The sequence below is a fragment of the Holdemania sp. Marseille-P2844 genome (assembly GCF_900120005.1).
Classification (GTDB): domain Bacteria; phylum Bacillota_I; class Bacilli_A; order Erysipelotrichales; family Erysipelotrichaceae; genus Holdemania.
Window position 1 is genome coordinate 154,414 of record NZ_LT635451.1, and the last position, 19,596, is coordinate 174,009.

Annotated in this window: 18 protein-coding genes; 15 read left to right on the top strand and 3 right to left on the bottom strand. The window is 51.7% G+C overall.

Features of this window, described 5'->3' with window-relative positions:
• Positions 1-22: 22 nt before the first annotated feature.
• Positions 23-1,945 (top strand): DNA topoisomerase IV subunit B, encoded by a 1,923-nt coding sequence (parE, locus tag BQ7364_RS07395; RefSeq protein ID WP_072684138.1) that lies wholly within the window; start codon positions 23-25, stop codon positions 1,943-1,945.
• Positions 1,942-4,491, top strand: coding sequence for a DNA topoisomerase IV subunit A (gene parC, locus BQ7364_RS07400; protein ID WP_072684139.1), 2,550 nt, complete (start codon positions 1,942-1,944; stop codon positions 4,489-4,491). Before parE ends, parC begins: the two co-directional genes overlap by 4 nt.
• Positions 4,492-4,828: 337 nt before the next feature.
• On the opposite strand, the gene BQ7364_RS07405 is transcribed toward parC, so the two are convergent.
• Positions 4,829-5,008 carry a hypothetical protein gene (locus tag BQ7364_RS07405; RefSeq protein WP_072684140.1) on the bottom strand — a complete coding sequence of 60 codons (180 nt, stop codon included), beginning with the start codon at positions 5,006-5,008 and terminating at the stop codon, positions 4,829-4,831.
• 331 nt (positions 5,009-5,339) lie between these two features.
• Here BQ7364_RS07405 and BQ7364_RS07410 point away from each other — a divergent pair, with 331 nt between their 5' ends.
• The 5 genes from BQ7364_RS07410 to BQ7364_RS07430 all read left to right on the top strand — a co-directional run bounded on the left by BQ7364_RS07410 (position 5,340) and on the right by BQ7364_RS07430 (position 10,277).
• Positions 5,340-6,296, top strand: a complete 957-nt coding sequence (locus BQ7364_RS07410) for an NAD-dependent epimerase/dehydratase family protein (RefSeq protein WP_072684141.1) — start codon at positions 5,340-5,342, stop codon at positions 6,294-6,296.
• A gap of 110 nt (positions 6,297-6,406) precedes the next feature.
• Entirely contained in the window at positions 6,407-6,778 is a 372-nt protein-coding gene (locus BQ7364_RS07415) for a BlaI/MecI/CopY family transcriptional regulator (RefSeq protein ID WP_072684142.1), read from the top strand.
• Positions 6,765-8,489, top strand: a complete 1,725-nt coding sequence (locus tag BQ7364_RS07420) for a M56 family metallopeptidase (protein ID WP_072684143.1) — start codon at positions 6,765-6,767, stop codon at positions 8,487-8,489. Before BQ7364_RS07415 ends, BQ7364_RS07420 begins: the two co-directional genes overlap by 14 nt.
• A gap of 112 nt (positions 8,490-8,601) precedes the next feature.
• Positions 8,602-9,471, top strand: a complete 870-nt coding sequence (locus BQ7364_RS07425) for a PHP domain-containing protein (RefSeq protein ID WP_072684144.1) — start codon at positions 8,602-8,604, stop codon at positions 9,469-9,471.
• A gap of 83 nt (positions 9,472-9,554) precedes the next feature.
• Positions 9,555-10,277: a YebC/PmpR family DNA-binding transcriptional regulator gene (locus BQ7364_RS07430; RefSeq protein ID WP_072684145.1), complete on the top strand. Its 723-nt coding sequence runs from the start codon at positions 9,555-9,557 to the stop codon at positions 10,275-10,277.
• A gap of 105 nt (positions 10,278-10,382) precedes the next feature.
• On the opposite strand, the gene BQ7364_RS07435 is transcribed toward BQ7364_RS07430, so the two are convergent.
• Positions 10,383-11,150, bottom strand: coding sequence for an SDR family NAD(P)-dependent oxidoreductase (locus tag BQ7364_RS07435; RefSeq protein WP_072684146.1), 768 nt, complete (start codon positions 11,148-11,150; stop codon positions 10,383-10,385).
• Between the two features lie 182 nt (positions 11,151-11,332).
• Between BQ7364_RS07435 and tagD the strand changes: the two genes are divergently transcribed.
• The gene (gene tagD / locus BQ7364_RS07440; protein WP_020223869.1) at positions 11,333-11,725 is read left to right on the top strand and encodes a glycerol-3-phosphate cytidylyltransferase; all 393 of its coding nucleotides are present in this window, start codon (positions 11,333-11,335) and stop codon (positions 11,723-11,725) included.
• A 681-nt stretch (positions 11,726-12,406) separates the two neighbouring features.
• Here tagD and BQ7364_RS07445 read toward each other — a convergent pair.
• Positions 12,407-13,519 (bottom strand): tRNA(Met) cytidine acetate ligase, encoded by a 1,113-nt coding sequence (locus tag BQ7364_RS07445; RefSeq protein ID WP_072684147.1) that lies wholly within the window; start codon positions 13,517-13,519, stop codon positions 12,407-12,409.
• Positions 13,520-13,678: 159 nt separating this feature from the next.
• On the opposite strand from BQ7364_RS07445, the gene BQ7364_RS07450 reads away from it, so the two are divergent.
• From BQ7364_RS07450 to BQ7364_RS07480, 7 genes are all read left to right on the top strand, one after another.
• Complete coding sequence (locus BQ7364_RS07450; protein WP_072684148.1) at positions 13,679-14,614, top strand: alpha/beta hydrolase; 936 nt, start codon at positions 13,679-13,681, stop codon at positions 14,612-14,614.
• Positions 14,615-14,758: 144 nt separating this feature from the next.
• Complete coding sequence (locus BQ7364_RS07455) at positions 14,759-15,262, top strand: YceD family protein (protein ID WP_072684149.1); 504 nt, start codon at positions 14,759-14,761, stop codon at positions 15,260-15,262.
• 13 nt (positions 15,263-15,275) lie between these two features.
• Positions 15,276-15,431, top strand: coding sequence for a 50S ribosomal protein L32 (rpmF, locus tag BQ7364_RS07460; RefSeq protein WP_006058885.1), 156 nt, complete (start codon positions 15,276-15,278; stop codon positions 15,429-15,431).
• Positions 15,432-15,702: 271 nt separating this feature from the next.
• A complete protein-coding gene (gene mraZ / locus BQ7364_RS07465) occupies positions 15,703-16,134 on the top strand; it encodes a division/cell wall cluster transcriptional repressor MraZ (RefSeq protein ID WP_072684150.1) in 432 nt (143 codons plus the stop codon).
• Positions 16,131-17,069: a 16S rRNA (cytosine(1402)-N(4))-methyltransferase RsmH gene (gene rsmH / locus BQ7364_RS07470; protein WP_072684151.1), complete on the top strand. Its 939-nt coding sequence runs from the start codon at positions 16,131-16,133 to the stop codon at positions 17,067-17,069. Before mraZ ends, rsmH begins: the two co-directional genes overlap by 4 nt.
• A gap of 4 nt (positions 17,070-17,073) precedes the next feature.
• A complete protein-coding gene (locus tag BQ7364_RS07475) occupies positions 17,074-17,376 on the top strand; it encodes a hypothetical protein (RefSeq protein WP_006058889.1) in 303 nt (100 codons plus the stop codon).
• Positions 17,377-17,381: 5 nt separating this feature from the next.
• On the top strand, positions 17,382-19,565 hold the full coding sequence (locus tag BQ7364_RS07480) for a penicillin-binding protein (RefSeq protein ID WP_072684152.1): 2,184 nt from the start codon (positions 17,382-17,384) through the stop codon (positions 19,563-19,565).
• The last annotated feature ends 31 nt before the right edge of the window (positions 19,566-19,596 follow it).

Consider the following 19,596-nt stretch of genomic DNA (forward strand, 5'->3'; position numbering starts at 1 on the left):
TCTTCTCTAATCGTAATAAAAGATGGCAAAAACACAGAAATATGATGAGAATTCAATTCAGATCCTGGAAGGATTGGAAGCGGTCAGAAAACGTCCGGGGATGTATATCGGATCGACAGATTCGCGCGGCCTGCATCATCTGGTCTGGGAAACGGTCGACAATGCGATTGACGAAGCGCTCAACGGCTTCGGCAAGAAAATAACGATCACGCTGGAAAAGTGCGGCGCGGTCTGCGTTGAGGATGAGGGTCGCGGGATGCCGATCGGCATGCATGCCAGCGGTGTTCCGACGATTCAGGTTATTTTTACCGTCCTGCATGCGGGCGGCAAGTTTTCCTCCGAAGGAGGGTATAAGACCTCCGGCGGTCTGCACGGCGTCGGCGCCTCGGTCGTCAACGCTTTAAGTGAATGGGTTGAGGTGACGGTCTGTCAGGAAGGACAGATGGTTTCCATGCGTTTTGAGGATGGCGGCAAGAAGATCGGCAAGCTCGAAAAGCTTGGCAAAAGCACCAAAACCGGCAGTAAGATCCGGTTCATGCCGGACAAGCGGATCTTCTCGACGATCGAATTCAATGCCGGCTTGATCTGCGAGCGGGCACGGGAAAACGCGTTCTTATTGAAGAATATCACGATGGTCGTGAAGGACGAACGTTCCGGCAAGACGGAAACGTTCCATTACGAAGACGGCTTAAAGGCTTTTCTGGAGTATCTGCATGAGGATCGGACGGTGCTGCATGATCCGGTTGTGTTTACCGGAATGGCGAATGACATCGAGGTACAGTGCGCGTTCCAGTATACGGATGATTATCAGGAAAGCATGGTTTCCTTTGTCAACCTTGTCCGCACCAAGGATGGGGGCACGCATGAAATGGGTTTCCGATCGGCGTTCACCAAGGCGTTTAACGATTATGCGCGGAAGCTCGGTTTGTTAAAAGAGAAAGATAAAAACTTTGAAGGCAGCGACGTGCGCGAAGGTCTGACCTCGATCGTGTCGGTGTCGATTCCGGAAAATCTGCTTCAGTTTGAAGGTCAGACCAAAGGCAAGCTGGGGACCGCGGAAGCGAAGAGTGCGGTCGAGAGCCTTGTCGGCGATAAGCTGAGCTTCTATCTGGAAGAAAACAAAGAGCTTTCGACGATGCTGATCAAGAAGATGCAGAAGGCGTCGCAGGCCCGGGAAGCGGCGCGGAAAGCGCGTGAAGAAGCGCGGAAGGGCAAGAAGGCCGGCAAAAGTGAAAAGGTGCTTTCCGGCAAGCTGGCGCCGGCTCAGTCCAAGGATGCGACCCGCAAAGAATTATTCTTAGTGGAAGGCGATTCCGCCGGTGGTTCCGCCAAGCAGGGCCGCGATTCCAAGTACCAGGCGATTCTGCCGCTGCGCGGTAAGGTGCTGAATACGGAAAAGGCGGGACTGGCAGAGATTGAAAAGAACGAAGAATTGAATACGATCGTCCATGCCCTGGGCGCGGGGATCGGTTCCGGCTTCGATTACTCCGACAGCAATTACAACAAAATCATCATCATGACCGATGCCGATACCGACGGCGCGCACATTCAGGTGCTGCTCTTGACGTTCTTTTACCGCTACATGCGGCAGTTGATCGAGCATGGCATGGTTTACATCGCCCTGCCGCCGTTATATAAGGTGACCAAGGGCAAGCAGCTGCGCTACGCCTACACTGATGAGGAGCTGGACGAGGTGAAGCAGCAGTGGGGCAAGGTCGAGATTCAGCGCTACAAAGGTTTGGGCGAAATGAACGCGTCCCAGCTGTGGGAAACGACAATGGACCCTGAAACCCGGACGCTGATTCAGGTTTCGATTGAAGACGCGGTGCAGGCGGAGCGCAATGTTTCCATTTTGATGGGCGACAAGGCCAATCTGCGCCGTACCTGGATTGAGCAGCACGTCGCGTTTACGTTGGAAGATACGTTTAAGGTGGAACAGAAATGAAGAAGAAAGAAAATACAGCGCCGGTCAAAGAACCCAGCCTGGTGATTTCTCCGTTAGAGGACATCATGGGCGAGCGGTTTGGCCGCTATTCCAAATATATTATTCAGGAACGCGCGCTGCCGGATGCCCGCGATGGGCTGAAGCCGGTTCAGCGGCGGATTCTGTACGCGATGTATCATGATGGCAACACGTTTGATCATCAGCACCGCAAATCGGCGAAAACCGTCGGTCTGGTCATCGGTAATTACCATCCTCACGGCGACAGCTCGGTTTACGACGCGATGGTGCGGATGTCGCAGGATTGGAAGATCCGCATGCCTTTGATCGATATGCATGGCAACAATGGTTCGATCGACGACGACCCGGCGGCGGCGATGCGATATACCGAAGCACGGCTGGCGAAAATCGCCGGAACGATGCTGGAGGATATCGACAAGGACACGGTCCTGTTCGCGCCGAACTTCGACGATACGGAGAATGAACCGACCGTCCTGCCGGCCCGCTTTCCGGTTCTGCTGGTCAACGGAGCGACGGGAATCGCGGCGGGTTACGCGACCAACATCCCGCCGCACAATCTGAGCGAAGTGATCGACGCGGCGATCTACCGGATGCAGCGGCCGAAGTGTTCGCTGGAGGAACTGATGGAAATCCTGCCGGGACCGGACTTTCCGACCGGCGGTATCGTCATGGGCAAAAAAGGGATTGTCGATGCCTTCACCACCGGCAAGGGCCGGATTGTCATCCGCGCCCGCACGGAGATCGTCACGGGCAAGACATGCAATCAGATTATTATCCGGGAAATTCCCTATGAAGTCGTCAAATCGTCGATGGTCCGCAAAATGGACGATATCCGGCTTTCCCGCGAAATTGAAGGGATTATGGATATCCGCGACGAAACGGACCGGACTGGTCTGCGGATTGTCATCGACGTCAAAAAGGATGCCGATCCCAATGTAATCCTGAATTATTTCTATAAAAACACAGATTTACAGATCTATTACAGCTACAACATGGTGTCGATCGTCAACAAGCGTCCGGTTCAGATGGGCTTGATCGGGATGTTGGACGCCTTCATCGCGCACCGTGAGGAGGTCGTGCTGCGCCGCAGCCGTTACCTTTATAATAAGATGGAGGAACGTTGCCACATCTTAGAGGGCTTGATGAAAGCCGTGTCGATCATGGACGAGGTGATCGCCGTCATCCGGCAGTCGAAGGATAAGGGCGACGCCAAGCGCAATCTGACGGAATCGTTTGGTTTCAGTGAAACCCAGGCCGAAGCGATCGTCACCCTGCGGCTGTATCGTTTGACGTCGACCGATATCGTGGCGCTGCGGGAGGAATTTGCGCAGTTAGTCAACGAGATGGAAATGCTGAAAACGATTTTGGAAAGTGAGACTGTCTTAAAGAGCGTTCTGATCAAGGAACTGCGCGAGATCAAAAAGGAATATGCCGACCCGCGCCGCAGCGAGATTCAGGCGGAGGTTGAGGAAATCGTCATTGATAAGACCGCGATGATTCCTAACGAACGCGTCATGATCACCGCATCCCGCGATGGGTATGTCAAACGGGTATCGCTGCGTTCCTACGGGGCCAGCGACAACGCGATGACCGGCTTGAAGGAAGGCGACGTGCTCGTTGGACAGCTGGAAGTCGATACGCTTGACACGCTGTTGTTGTTCACAAGCAAGGGTAACTACGCGTATCTGCCGGTGTATCAGATCGACGAAGCGAAGTGGAAGGACGTCGGCTCGCATATGAATAAATATGTCAGCATTGACGGCGACGATAAAATCATCAATGCGATTGTCGTCAAAAACTTCTCCAGCTACGCCTGGATTGTGACCGTCAGCCGGCGCGGACAGGTCAAGAAAACGCCGATCAGTCAGTGGCAGGTGCAGCGCAACAACAAGATGATGACCGCGATGAATCTCAAGAAAGACGATGAGATGATGCGGGCGTTCGTCGTGTATGCGCACGAGGATCTGATCATGATCAGCCGCAGCGGCTGGATCAGCCGGTATTCCTCGGATCTGGTACCGGCCAACGGCACCAAGTCGCAGGGCGTCAAGGCGCTGAATCTGGCGAAGGACGACACGCTGGCGGCGGCCTGCAGCTACAGCGACGAACGTCAGAGCCTGTGGGTATTGTCGGATAAGGGCAATATGAAACGGATCAAGATGAGCGACATCAACGTCACCGGGCGTCCGGTCAAAGGCGAAATCGTTGTGAAGCGGCTGAAGACCAACCCTTATCATATCGCCTACTGCCAATGCGTGCAGCCGTATGACAGTCTGATGCTGATGGATCCGCAGCTGCAGATTCTTCAGGCGAAAGACGTGCCGATGATGAGCCGGGAAGCCACCTTCTCCACACCGCTGGAACTGAAAAAGGACTGGGGTCTGATTAAGGGGATTGAGGAAGTGCGGATTGTCGATCATCCGGTCGGCGAGGACGAAATTCCGTTTGAAGACTATGATGAAGAATCGGAAGCGGATGAAAAAGTCCATTCCGATATTGAAATGATGAGTTTGTTTGAAGAAGAATAAGGAAGGCCCGGCGTAAGCCGGGCTTTTCTTTTACGGGGCAGAAGCTTGTGGCTGGCAGTAAACGCCGGCAGACTTGAACAAACGTTCGTCGTCAAAGGATGATGAAATCAATTTCTTTCGTTTCATTTTTGCCAATCTATATCGTTTACTCTTTTCGGCTTGCAGTGTCGTGTTTTGATTTGAGCCTTTTTATTATAAATTCTTGTTTGTTTTTCAGCCTTGTTCCCAATGAATAATAACGGATTAACTCAGGAAGGAAAGAAAAAGGTTGAAATTCCATCAGGAATGCCTATACTAAAGGTGTAAGGTGTTGCTGAAAGGCGGCACCCGTCATGAGCTACCTTTTACGGTGGCGGCGGACAGATGAGCGCTGACTTTTCTTGGTCGATGGTGCAGCGCTTTTCTTTTTGGCCTCTATAATTTTTAAGCGGCATTCAATCACCTTGATCGAACATTCGATCAAGGGCAAACCAACTTTCAAAACTACATTGACAAAAAGTTCCAGGAAATGTTCCATAGAATTGCCCTCCTTGAATGACAGACGACAAAAATCTGTCGGTTTGAATCGAATTGAAAAGGTCAAAAGTCGATTCTGTCCGGACGGGCATCCGCGGTTCAACAAAACCCAACACTATTAATATTGCGGAAAAGTAAAAATAACCCCCTAAGAAAATGATGAAAAATATGTTCACAAAGTAAAAAAAGAGCGCTGAAGATACTTTTCGGAAATAAGCTGCGATGGGGATTCTATTATTCTGCATATAGGATGATTATGCAGGAAGAATCGATTGGAAAACTGGTAATTGTTCAGGCTGATGATATAATAAACCTGAAAAAGGAGATCATTCATGCGAAAAGTATTGATTTTAGGCGGCAGTTATTTTATCGGCAGACGGATTACAGAACAGTGTTTGGAAGATGGCTGGGAGGTTTCGTTATTAAACCGCGGTAGTCAGCCATGGACAGGCAGACCGGTAACGCAGCTGACCTGCGATCGGGAAGACGCGGCAGCGATGAAACAAACGTTAAAAGGCAGAACTTTCGACGCGGTGATCGACGTGTCCGGATTAAACCAGAAGCAGATTGAGATCTGCTGCGAAAGTCTGGATTGCTCCGTTAAACACTGGGTTTTCATCAGTTCCAGTGCGGTTTATGATGTAGACCGGTGTGCGCTGCCGATTTTAGAAACGCAACCGTTAGGGGAAAATCCATACTGGGGACAATATGGTACCGATAAAATCGCGGCGGAAAGCGCGCTGACGGCATTTTGCCAAAAGCAAAACATCGCGCTGTCGATTTTGCGGCCGCCTTATATGTATGGGGAATATAATTATGTGCAGCGGGAAAGCTTCATTTTTGATCACCTGATGCGGAATCAGCCGATTTTGATCCCGGCGGCGGATAACCGCATTCAGTTCTGCTACACCGGCGATTTAGCCAAGATCGTCACTACTCTGTTAAGGTGTCCGGATCAGGGGATTGAGATTTACAATGTCGGCGATCAACAGGGCGTGAGCTTCAGCGAATGGATTCAACAATGTGCTGACGTCTGCGGCGCGCAGGCGAAGATCATTCCGGTTCATGATGCAAACTGGAACGCCAGAGATTACTTCCCGTTCCGCGATTATGACAATGTACTGGATGTGACGAAGATTCATCAAATTGTGCCGGAAGATACCTCGTTTGAAACCGGCTTGACGCGGGCTTACCGCTGGTTTTGCGAACATCGCGGCGAGATTGTGTTTAAGCCCAAGCTGGCGGCCAATGAAAAACAGATTCTAAGCGAAATGGGAATACAGGAATAAACAGAGCGTCCGGCACAAGCCGGACGTTTTTATGAATTCGCTTGACAGAATGAGATTACAACTGTAATATATAAATGTATTACAGTTGTAATCTGAATGGAGGGACGTTGATGAACGCCGAAAAAATCACTGATGCCGAATTAGAGGTACTTAAAGTTCTGTGGCTGCGGGAACCCTTGACCGCGAATCAGATTGTCGAGGAGGTTTCCAAACAAAAGGACTGGAATGCCAAGACGATTCGTACGTTAATCCATCGCTGCGAGGAAAAACAGGCGGTGACGGCCGACCGCAGCGCACGTGAAATTTTATACAGCCCAGCGATCAGCCGCCGGGATTATACGCGGCAGACACAGAAAAGTCTGGCTGATAAGCTGTTCAACGGTTCGATGAGCCGGATGATGCTGAACTTCATGGAAGAAGTCCAGCTGAGTGACGATGAGCTAGAAGAATTGAAGGAAATGATCCGCGATGCTGAAAAATAGTCTGCGGCAGCTTCTGGAAGTCTCATTAATGATCAGTCCGCTGATTATCTTGATCTTCCTGCTGAGAAAAAAGAGTCTGCGTAGGCTTGGACCAACCGCCCGGCTGTTGTTGTGGGTTCCGCTGTTGATTCAGCTGGCAATTCCCGTTCAGCTGACGTCAAAGCACAGCCCGTATCAGAAATTGACGACAATCCCGTTGGCAGATTCATTCGCGGAAACGGTAGAACAAATTGAAACTGCGCCGATAATCATCCATCCAGCCCAAGCTGCGCTCTCAATGCCGCCGGACAAGCCGATACCGCAAAATTGGACCTGGGGCGAGGGACTGGTGATGCTCTGGGTATTGGGAATGGTCGTCATGACGACTGTCAATGGGATCGCCCGTGTGAAATTGAAAAAACGGTTATGTCTGCAGCCTTGTTCTCCCGCGCTGGGTGAAGAAGCAGTGCGTCAGATGCGGATTAATCGCTGCCTGCAGATTCCTGTCCGGCAGAGCGCGAGCCTTCACAGCTGCGCGATTTATGGCAACTTGATGCCGCAGCTGGTCTTGGGCGCAGATTTTAAAGAACGAACAGAAGCGCAGCGGAGAGTGATGCTCGATCATGAATGCCTGCATGTGAAATACGGACATCCATGGTTTCTGGGATTCATTCAGCTGCTGGAGATCGTATACTGGTTTAATCCGTTAGTGCGCCTGATGATGAATCAGCTGCGGCTGGATCTGGAATACTTCATCGACGAAAAACTGCTGGAGGATAAACCGCAGGCAGACCGGATCGGTTACGCTCGCCTGTTGCTGGCGTTGAGCGCGGATCATGATGAGCGGGCGTTGCAGTGCCTCAATAGCAAGCGAACACAAAAACGATTTAAAGAAAGGATGGGATGGATTGTGAATAAAAAAAGAACGCCGTGGCTGCTTGCGGCCGGGATCGTCCTGATTTGCGCCGGGGTCAGCGTCAGCATGATGGTAAAACCGGATGCTCAGTCCGGCTGGGAAATGACGATGAAGCGGACGCTGATTCAAAACGAAGCGGCGCCGGTTGAATTGACGGACACCCATGAAATCAAGGTCTGGTGCGAAGGCTCGAAGAAAGCGCTGGAATCAATGGGCATGGAGGTGCCGGTCATCGTGCGGGTTAAGGAATGGGTTTCGCCGACTGGCGAAACGCTGACGCTGACCGATATGCAGCGGGGCGCAGAATCCCTGGCGCAGCTGGAATTCGGGGAAATCCCGGAATCCGTGACCTGCTTCATGCCAACAGATCGGATCTTTGTAAAACTGACTTCGGACCAGCTTCTTCAGCCGTATCCGGTAGCGGGCGGCGCTGACGCCGTAGCCCGGATTCAGGCGATTTCGCCGGTTGAAAACCCTGAAATCACCTGCCGCTGGGGTTGTTATGCTGATCATCAGGCGCTGGATATCACCGATCCGGATAACAAGCAGGCGCCGATTCTGGCAACGGCGGCGGGAACGGTGAACACGACCGGGTTTAATTCGATCGACGGCAATTACATCATTCTTGATCATGTCGACGGAATTCAGAGCTTTTACGGACACTTGGGCGAAATTCAGGTTGCGGAAGGGGACGCTGTCGCGCAGGGACAGACGATCGGTATCATGGGAATGACCGGACGGGCAACCGGACCGCATGTACATTTCTATCTGATTCAGAATGAAACCGCGTTGGATCCGTCAAGTTTGTACCAGTAAAGAGGAAAATACATCGCTCTTCAAATCAAAACCCGGAAAATTTCCGGGTTCTTTTGTTGCTTAGAAAACGGTTTCACGGTATACTTCACCTAGAGGTAAGAGGAGGAATTTTATGAGTACCCTGGATTATCATATCCATACGATCGTCAGCACCGACGCGGACTACACACCGGAGGAAATCATCCGCATGGCGCAGGAAAACGGCGTGAAGACGCTGGCGATTACCGATCACAACAACGTTGCCAGCGTCGCCGAGGCGGCGCGCTTGGGTGAAGCGGCAGGCATCCGCGTCATTCCGGGCATAGAGATTGACTGCGAATTTGAAGGCGTGGGCTTCCACATGACGGCTTATGGAATTGATATCACCGATCCGCGTTATGATGAATTGTTCCATTATTATTACGATCAGTCTGTTGAAAACACCTGGAAAGCGAAGTATCAGTTCTGCGAAGCGATGGAACTGGATTTGCCGGACGAGCTGTTAAAGACCGTGGCCAAGGACAACATTCTTGTGCCCGAGGATATCGGCGCATACCTGTTAAGCCACAGGGAATACGATGGTTTACGCTGGCTGGATCCCTACCGCGAGGGCGGCAGCCGCAGCGATAATCCGAATGTGAACTTTTTCTGGGATTTCTTCTCCCAGGGTAAGCCGGGCTATACCGCAGGAAGCAAGAAGACGGCGGCGGAAATCATCGACCTGATTCACGCTACCGGCGGGGAAGCCGTCGTCGCCCATCCAGGCGCCAATTTCAAAGGCAAGGATGAAATTCTGGAACGATTATTAGACAGCGGCGTGCAGGGCATGGAGGTTTACAGCAGCTATCACAATGAGGAACAGACCTGCCGTTACCGGCAGATGGCGCTGGATCATGGACTGTGGATGACCTGCGGCAGCGATTTCCACGGCCATCACAAACCGGCGATTCAGATCGGGCGCATCCCGTTTCTTATGGATGAAGCGGAAATTCACCGCTTTTAAGCCTGTTTTACAAATTTCTTCGTGATTTTTACAGTGTGCTTTGATATAATGATAAAGTCAATTTTGGAAGGTGGTTATTAACTATGGGACGTGCACATGAGGTCCGTGCGGCGGCGATGGCCAAAACAGCCGCAGCGAAGTCAAAATTATACTCCCGTTACGGCAAAGAACTGTTGATCGCAGCGAAAGCGGGCGTTCCGGATCCGGAGATGAATCTGGGCCTGAAACGGAAAATTGCCGAAGCGAAGGCGAATCAGGTACCTGCCGACGTCATTAAAAGAGCGATTGAAAAAGCGAAGGGCGGCACTGGCGAAAACTACGATTCCTGCCGTTACGAAGGTTTCGGCCCGGGCGCGGCGACAATCATTATCGACTGTCTGACCGACAACACCAACCGCAGTGTCAGTGCGGTTAAGACCTGCTTCAACAAGGCGCATTGCAAGATGGGTGTTGCGGGCTGCGTCTCGCACAGCTACGACAACGTCGGTCTGTTCAACTTCCCGTATGAAGATGAAGAAGGCATGCTGGATGCGCTGATCATGGCGGAAGTCAATGTCATCGACATTGAATGTGAAGACGGCACCATGACCGTGACGGTCGATCCGACGGATTTCCACAAAGCGAAGGAAGCGATCGACGCCCTGATTCCGGAGGTTGAATATGACGCCTGCGAAATCACGATGCTGCCGCAGGAATATGTCAAGCTGGAGAGTGAAGAAGACAAGGAATCCTGGAATCGTCTGTTGACGATGCTGGACGATTGCGACGACGTACAGAAGGTTTATCATAACGTCGAAGCTGAATAAGTAAAAAAAACGGTAAATTTTGAAGCCCGTCTGACGTGTTGGATCAAACTGGGGATGGCTTCGATTGTACCGTTTTTTTTTTGAAAACAGGAAGCTGCCAGCGGCTTAGAAAATCGTGCCGCCGCCGTCGGCGCGGATTGTCTGACCGGTGATATAGCCGGAGGCATCGCTGGCTAAGAAAACGAGAACCGGAGTTAAATCAGCATAGGCCGTGCCAATCCGACCGATAGCCGGAACCGTAAAGCCCAGGGTTTCTGGTTTACGCTGACCTTCCGGAAACGAATCAATGATCGCCTGCATTTTCGGAGTGATCGCCGTCGGACTGATGCAGTTGATGTTAATCCCATCTTTGCCCCACTCGCGGGCCGCAACTTTTGACAGACCGCGGATCGCTTCTTTGACCGAAGCGTACGCTGCGTAGCCTTCTGTACCGGTCAAGCCGGCCGGGGAAGCAAAGTTGATGATCTTGCCATGGGATTCTTTCAAATAAGGATAGCACAGCTGCATCAGCCGCCATGTCGCCAGATAGCCGCTTTTGAATACCGTCATCAGATCGGCTTCCGTCTGCTGCAAAAATGGAATGCCCGGTTTTGCGTCTACCGCGTTGTTGATCAGAATATCGATTCGTCCAAAGCGGTCGGCGGTTTGCTTGACCAGATTTTCAAGCTGTGCCCGATCTGTAATGTCACAGACGACAGCCAGAACCTCCGCGCCTTTCTTACGGCAGATTTCAGCTGTTTCCTCAAGCTTGGACTGGGTTCTTGCGCAGATCGCCAAATTTGCGCCTTCTTCCGCGAAGCGAATGGCCGTTTCCCGTCCGATTCCTCCGCTGCAGCCGGTGATCAAAGCCACTTTCTCTTTTAAGACATTCATGAAGATTCCTCCTTTACTATAATCGTAAATCGTGATGATGAAAGAAACAATGAAAATGTTAAATAGTTAAATAAATTCACAAAGTTGTTTGAAAAAAAGCCTGAAAATAATTGCGAATTCACAGAACGATACCCGCAAAGATCGATTTTTGATATAATGGAAAGCGAGGAAAGGAATGAATTATGAAACGAATACTGACTTACGGAACCTATGATCTTCTGCATTGGGGACATATCCGTTTATTAAAGCGCGCGAAACAGCTGGGAGATTATCTGATCGTCGGACTGTCGACCGACGAGTTCAACGCGATCAAAGGAAAAAAAGCTTATCACAGCTATGAAGAACGTAAGATGATGCTGGAGGCGATCCGCTATGTCGATCTGGTGATTCCGGAAAACGAATGGGGACAGAAGGCAAAGGATATCCAGGAATATCACGCTGACGTGTTTGTTATGGGCGATGATTGGGAAGGGAAGTTCGACGAGCTGAAAGCATATTGCGAGGTTGTTTATCTGCCGCGCACCGAAGGAATCTCTACGACTAAGATCAAGGAGGATCTTGAAAAGCTGAAATAAGTTGAAATAAAAAAAGGCAGGAAGATTTATTGGTTTTTCCTCGAACTTGGGTAAAGATAAAAAGAATAGGTAGCACAAAGCCTGAAATCTTGCTTTGTACAGCCTCCTTTTTTGTATAGAAATTCTAAGCCTACCCTAAATTTAGTAAGAACCGGTTTATTGCTTTAATCCACTGTAAAAAAAGAGTGTATTTTTCTTATGTCCAAGCATTATAAACAGATAATCAGTATCTCTATATTCGAATGGAGACACGGACTTTTCTCTCTGTTGAAGATCAAGGATTGCTTTCTTGATAAGGGGAGGCTGTATTTATCACTTATAGCTTGAAAACTTATGTTCGCCGTTTTATGAATTTTATGCCCGGGAAGGATCAACCGATATGATTAAAATTTGCATTAGCCGCAGTCAAGCGGGACCCGGATCTATAAAAAATTCTTTAACAATAAAGTGTTGGCCCTGTTTTGTAATTGCATAGGACGGTATATCAATTTCGACGAAGATTGCGATAAAAAAAGTAGTGAAATGAGTGATCAGAAAGCGGCATTGAACGATTCTTACTCAGTTTTGATCGGCATCGAATTTCTGACGGCAAAAAGCTGGCGGCAGTAAGCTTAAAAATAGGTCTACTGTTGCCAGCTTTTTTTATGGTAATTTAATGAGGATGATGTCATGATCCTTATTTTACAGGATGATCGGTCCGCCGATTTCTTTTTTTAACAATGCGATCCGGGCGGATTCCGCCATCATTGAGGCGTACAGCTGTGTCGAACGGTATTCCAGCCGGCGGTAAGGCTCGGGAACGGCCGCAAAACGGGAGGCGATGCGAACTTCCTGTTGACGCAGCTGTTTTAAATACTGTCTTCCGGTTTCGTTGAACGCCAGCGGACGCAGCGTATCCAGCGGCGGCAGGCTGCGGACCTCATCCCAATGAATCTGGCACAGCAGCTGCAGACAGGTGCGCTGAATCCGCGATCGGGTATAGCGTCGGTTCACGGCCGCAGCGATGAAGCTGTCCCAATTCGGCGAAATTTCTGCACAATGAGCCAGATGAACTTCAATCCCTTCGGAAAACAGGAAGTACGTTTGCAGCACGTGAACCGGCATCGTGATCAACATCGTTCTTAAATAAGGATAGAACTGCGCCAGACAGACCCGGGGACCGGTCTTCAGCGCGGAAGCCATCGGCGTCTGTTCATCGCAGAAGCATTCCTGTTCAGCGGCCAGCCGGATTGCCTTGGCGCTGGCCACCGGACCCTGCAGCGCTGTTTCATGATAGCCGACGGTACGCTGGATCGTATAGGGCGTGATCGGGCTGTCCTGCAGCTGCTTCAGATAGGCCACGCCCAGGATATCGTTGGGCAGCATCTCCCTGGCCCATAAACCATATGCCTTGGGGAAAGCCAGTCCGGCGGCCAACGACTCCTTCAGATGATCCGGATTGATCGGCATCGACGCGATTTCCTTCAGCTCCTGCAGGTTGTTGCTTTCCGAGCCGAAGACCAGGGAAGAAACCTGCGCCAGTTTTAATAATGTCACCGCGCCTTCGGCAAAATGCGAAGCGCTTTGCGTGACCCAGGGGTAGGGCAGCTCGATGATCAAATCGCAGCCCTGCGCCAGCGCCGCCGCCGCCCGTTTCCATTTGTCCAGAATTGCCGGCTCCCCGCGCTGGACGAAATTCCCCGACATCACCGCGATCAGCACGTCGCAGCCGGTGATCGCACGGGCTTGTTCTATATGATAAAGATGACCGTTATGAAACGGATTGTATTCCACGATAATGCCGCAAGCTTTCATAGACAACCTCCAGAACTTTCCAACCCTTCCTTATGGGAAGGCAGACAGCGGTGTTTTGCACTGTCGCCCCTTATGATATCATAAACATTCGTGAAATGCTCACAAACCGGAGAAACGCTATGCTATAATAAACTAGGAATCCGAGGTGAAACAAAAATAATGGATGAAAAACAAAAAATAGCGACAACGATATACCGCCCTGATGGGCAGCCGCGGGCAATCTTCCAGATTTCGCACGGGATGGCGGAACACCGGCTGCGGTATGCGGAATTCGCACAGAATCTGGCTAAACTGGGCTTTGTGGTGGTGACCAGCGATCACCGCGGTCATGGCGGATCCGCTGCCAGTCCTGAGGAGCTGGGTTATTTCAACAAGCATAAGGGTTGGCAGAAATGCGTCAACGATCTGTATGAGCTGATGATTCAGGTGAAGCAGGAATATCCGGATGTGCCGGTAATCCTGTTCGGTCACAGCATGGGTTCGATCATGGCCCGCAGCTTTGTCAAACGCTACGACGCGCTGCTGAACGGACTGATCCTGTGCGGCGCGCCGAATTACAACCCGGCCGCCTCGGCCGGCCGGGTTATGGCCAAGACGATCATGGCGCTCAAGGGTGATCATTACCGCAGCAAGCTGCTCGATCAGCTGGTGCAGGGCTCCTTCAACAAGCAGATCCCCAATCCGCGCACGCCGTTAGACTGGCTGAGCAAGAACCCGGACAATGTCGACGCGTACATCGCCGATCCGCTGTGCGGATTCCGGTTTACCGCTTCGGCGTTTGACGATATGTTTTACGGGATTCAGGATATGCACGATCTGATGCGCTGGAATCTCAAGAACCCGAAGCTGCCGATTCTGTTTATCGCCGGCGGGGATGATCCGGTGACCGGCGGCCGCAAGGGACTGGAAAGCTCAGCGGCAACGCTGCGGGAAGCCGGCTATGATGACATCGAAATGCGGGTGTTCAAGAGTCTGCGTCATGAGCTGCTCAACGAAAAAGAAAAGGATCAGGTCGTTGCGGAGATCCTTGACTGGTCAGCCCGCAAGATCCCCGGCTGCGCCGATCTGCGGCAGGGAGAACAAGTCGGTCAGTAAGCTGTAAATTTCTGCTTTCATTTCCGCTGTCCAACGTTTTCCAACCTGCGAAAAACCCCGGTGTTAAGCTTTAAAAGTTATCATTGACTTTAGCTGGGTTTTTACATATAATAAAGGCTGTTAACGAAATAGGGTGAACTGCGCGTGAAATGGTCTAAAACTGAACTGATCAATCAAGGGAATCAAGAACTCACAATTAACGAGGCTGTGACGTTTGATCCGGAAAGTTTGGCGAGTGACCGCCTGCGGGATTTGAAAAACGTGACGGTGACCGGCAGCGGACATTACGATCCGTCGCGGCAGCGTTTCGAGGCAGATCTCAAGGTCACGGGTGATATGGTGGTTCCCTGCGCGGTGTCGTTGGAAGACGTCATCGTGCCGTTTGAGACTTCTTCTCACGAAGTGTTCTCTTTCCTTCCGTGCGAGGAAGATGAGGTTCATGTTCTGAAGAAGGATGTACTTGAACTCTACCCGGTCGTCTTTCAGCTGATCCTGGCCGAAGTCCCGCTCAAGGTTGTTAAAAGCGGAATTTCCTATCCCAAGGGAGAAGGCTGGGAAGTCATCAGGGAAGAAGATTACAACCGGCAGAAGAAACAAGAAATTGACCCTCGTTTAGCGAAACTGAAAGAATTCAAGTTTGATGATTAGGAGGTGCTGACACATGGCTGTACAACAGAGAAGAAATTCGAAGACAAGAAAGGCAAAACGCAGAACGCATTTCAAGCTGACGGCTCCGACGCTGGTTAAATGCCCGGCTTGCGGAGAATACAAGCTGCCGCATCGCGTTTGCTCCTGCGGTTCCTACAACGGCAAATAAAACAAAAAGAAGATATCGGAAAAGGTTTCCGGTGTCTTTTTTTATTCTTGTAGATAAGTTGAAAATAATTCAATTAGATTAAGAAACAGGACTTGATTTATTCTGACACATTTCGACAAAAAGCCTGTGTTTAAGCCAAATGGTAAAAATTGGTTAACAAATTATGACAACTTAATGACGTTTTATTAAAATAAATTCTTGGCATTTGCGGGGACGGTGTTATAATTGTGGTATGAAGTGGCATAAAGTGGTAGATTGTGGGTGATTGATCATGTTCATGGGCGAATATCGGCACAACATTGACGCCAAGGGCAGAATGATCATTCCTGCCCGCTTTCGCGATGAGCTTGGCAATCGCTTCGTCGTGACCCGCGGTCTGGACGGCTGTCTGCGCACCTATACAATGGCGCAGTGGGACGCCGTGTTCGAACAGCTGAAACGGCTGCCTTCGACCAAGCGGGAAACCCGGATGTACATTCACATGCTGACGTCGAAAGCGTCGGAATGCGAACTGGACAGCCAGGGACGAATTCTGCTTCCCGCCGCTTTGATCACCGAGTCCGGAATTGAAAAAGAATGCGTCGTGGTCGGGGTTGCCGATCACGTGGAAATCTGGGCCAAGGAACGCTGGGACAACTACTATGACGAAGCCAGTGCTTCGTTTGAGGATGTTGCCGAACAGCTCACGGAGTTTCTTATATGACAAGACATTACAGTGTATTGCTTCAGGAGTCCATCGACGCCCTGAACTGCCAATCTGACGGTATTTATGTTGACGGCACATTAGGCCGCGGCGGCCACAGTCTGGAAATTGCCCGCCGCTTGCAGACCGGTCATCTCTACGCGTTCGACCTTGACGAACAGGCGCTGGCGGAATCCGCTCAGCGATTAGCCGAAGTCAGCGACCGCGTGACGCTGATCCGCGCCAATTTCGCGCAGATGCGCGAGGAGTTGAACGCGCGGGGCGTGCTGAGCGTCGACGGTGTGGTCATGGATCTGGGCGTTTCCTCGCCGCAGTTTGACGACGGCGAACGGGGATTCAGCTACCGCTACGACGCCCGTCTGGATATGCGCATGGATCAGAGTCAGCCGTGCTCGGCCTGGAATCTGGTCAACGAACTTGATGAAAAAGAACTGAGCGCGCTGCTGTGGAAATACGGCGAGGAAAGCTATTCCCGTCCGATCGCCCGGCAGATCGTGCGGGCCCGCGCCCTGCATCCGATCGACACGACTTTCGAGTTGGTCGACGTGATCAAAAAGGCGCTGCCGGCGAAAGTGCTCAATAAGAAGGGACATCCGGCCAAGCAGACGTTTCAGGCTTTGCGGATCGCCGTCAACGGCGAACTGGAATCGCTGGAAACCGGCCTGCGGGCGGCGATGTCGTTAGTCAAACCGGGCGGCCGGATCGCCGTCATCACCTTTCATTCGCTGGAGGATAGGATCGTGAAGGAAACCTTCCGTCAGGCGTCCAGCGTTGAAAAAATCGACCCGCGGATTCCCTTGCTGCCAAGTCAGATCCGGCAGCCGGACTTCCGTCTGGTCAGCCGCAAGCCGATTTTGCCAGGCGAGGAGGAGCTTGCGGAAAACAATCGTTCACATTCCGCGAAATTACGCGTATTAGAAAGGATAGGGGATTAGAATCATGGCTAAGTTAGTGAAAAAGAAGAAGAAGCTAAGGTTAGAAGGATTGGCTGCAGTGCTGCTTTTTTTCGCCTCAGTTTGTTATGTTTCTTCTTCATTATTCTTAAGAACTTACAATAACTCATTGAGCGCGCGTCAGCAGAGCGTATCCCGCGACATCGCGGCACTGCAGACTGAGAACGACGCGTTAAAGATTGAAGTCCAGAGCTTGAGCACGCGCGACCGCGTCACCGGCATTGCGGCCGAGGACGGCATGACACAAAATCAGGGGAATATTGTGACAATCGCCAAAACTGGAGAGTAATTCTCATGCGGCAAAGCAATCGCATGATCCTGCTGATCCTGGCGACGATTCTGTTGATCAGCACTTTGGTCACGGCGAATGTTTTTTTAGTGGCCGTCGTGAAGGTCCACGCCCGCAGCGGAACGGATCTGACCGATTATGTTTCCGCCAGCAACGTGCACAGGACGGTTCAGCAGGCCCGAAGGGGATATATTTTAGACCGCAACGGAACGATCATCGCGCAGGACAACGTGACCTACAACATCATCGCTATTCTGGATAAAAACCGCCAGAGCCGCAAGGGCGAGATCGCTTATGTCGACGATCCGCTGGCCACGGCGCGTGCGCTGGCGCCGATTTTAGGCATGGAGGAATCGACGCTTTACGGCTATCTGACCAAGAACGCCAAACAGGTGGAGCTTGGCAGCAAAGGGCGCAATCTGCCGCGGGAAACCAAGGAAGCGATCGAAGCGCTGGATCTCAACGGGATTGAATTTGTGCAAACGACAAAGCGGTCCTATCCGTTAGGCACGTTTGCTTCCTATCTGATCGGCTTCGCGCAGGCGGACGACGACGGGGAAGTCAGCGGCCGGATGGGCATCGAACAATATATGAATGCCGCGCTGAGCGGCGAGGATGGTTATAAACGCTATCAGGCGGATAAAAACGGCAACATTCTGCCGGGCATGAAGATGGAAGAAAAGAGCGCCGTCAATGGCAACGACGTGATTTTAACGCTGGATCAGGGGATTCAGGAAGCGTTGGAAACGGCGTTCATGCAGACGCAGGCCGAGTTTAACCCGGAAAAGGTGTGGGGTTCGGTCATGGAAGTCGAAACCGGCAAGATCCTGGCATGGGGCCAGTCGCCGTCGTTTGATCCGAACACGATGAATATTGATGATTACGTCAATTATGTATCGCAGATGCCTTATGAACCGGGCTCGACGATGAAGGTTTTCACCTATGCCGCAGCGATCGACAGCGGAGCGTATGACGGCAGCGTGCTGGTGGACAGCTCGAAGTTCTGTTACGCGGCGGCCAACCGGAAGCCGTACCGCGTTTCCCAGGGTGATTCCCGCAAGATCGGCTGCATCGGCAACGCCTCGGGCAAAAGCTGGGGCATGATCCCTTACGATCTGGGCTTAGTCTATTCGTCCAACGTCGTGACTGCGAGCATCATTACGAATTTAATTGAACCGTCGGTCTATGAGGAGTATCTCGACCGCTTCGGTTTTTTCAAGCTGGTCGATACCGACGGTATTGCGGAAAGCACCGGCGTGAAGAATTTCACCTGGCCGGCGGACAAGCTGGCGCTGACCTACGGGCAGGGCTCGACCGTCACGATGCTGCAGATGATCCAGGCCTATTCCGCGATTTTCAACGACGGCACGATGGTCAAGCCGTACGTCATCGACCAGGTGCGTTCCTCCTATGACGATCAGAATGTGCTGTATCAGGGCCAGACGCAGGTTGTCGGCAATCCGATCAGCGTCGAAACCTCCAGGCAGGTCCAGCAGCTGATGTACGACACAGCCAACCGCGAGGACGGCACCGCCCGGTTCTATCAGATTCCGGAAACGACGATCATCGCCAAAACCGGAACCACCCAGCTGGCGGCGGTCGGCGGGGGCGGCTACAGCACTGGCAAGACGATCGTTTCGCTGATGGCGGCGATGCCGGCGGAGGATCCGAAGGTCCTGGTGTATTATGCCTTCCAGGCCGATTATGATAAGAACGCGCACGTCAAATCCGACGCGATCAAATCGGTGCTGCGCAAGGTTGCGATGACCTACAATTTTGCCGGGCAGCAGGACGTCAGCGAGCCGAGCACGCCGTCGGCGGAAATCGTACCGATTCATGAATCCACGATGCCGTCGCTGATCAATCACACGTTAACCTACGCGCAGAACAAGCTGGCCGACAGCGAATGCGATGTGATCGTCTTGGGCGGAGGCGAGGAGATCATCGACCAGTTCCCGCAGGCCGGCGAGATGGTGGTGACGCGCCAGAAGGTTTTCCTGCTGACGGACACCTATCAGATCACGATGCCCGATATGAACAGCTGGACGCGCAAGGAGGTCAGCGGTTTCTGGAAGGCCAGCGGTCTGCCGGTCAAGATCGAAGGCTACGGCAAGGTCGTTTCCCAGAATATTCCGCCGGGGACATTGGTCAACAAGCAGACGGCGATCGAGGTCGTGCTGCAGGAATAGATGTTTCATCCTTTACAAACAAAGAAAGATC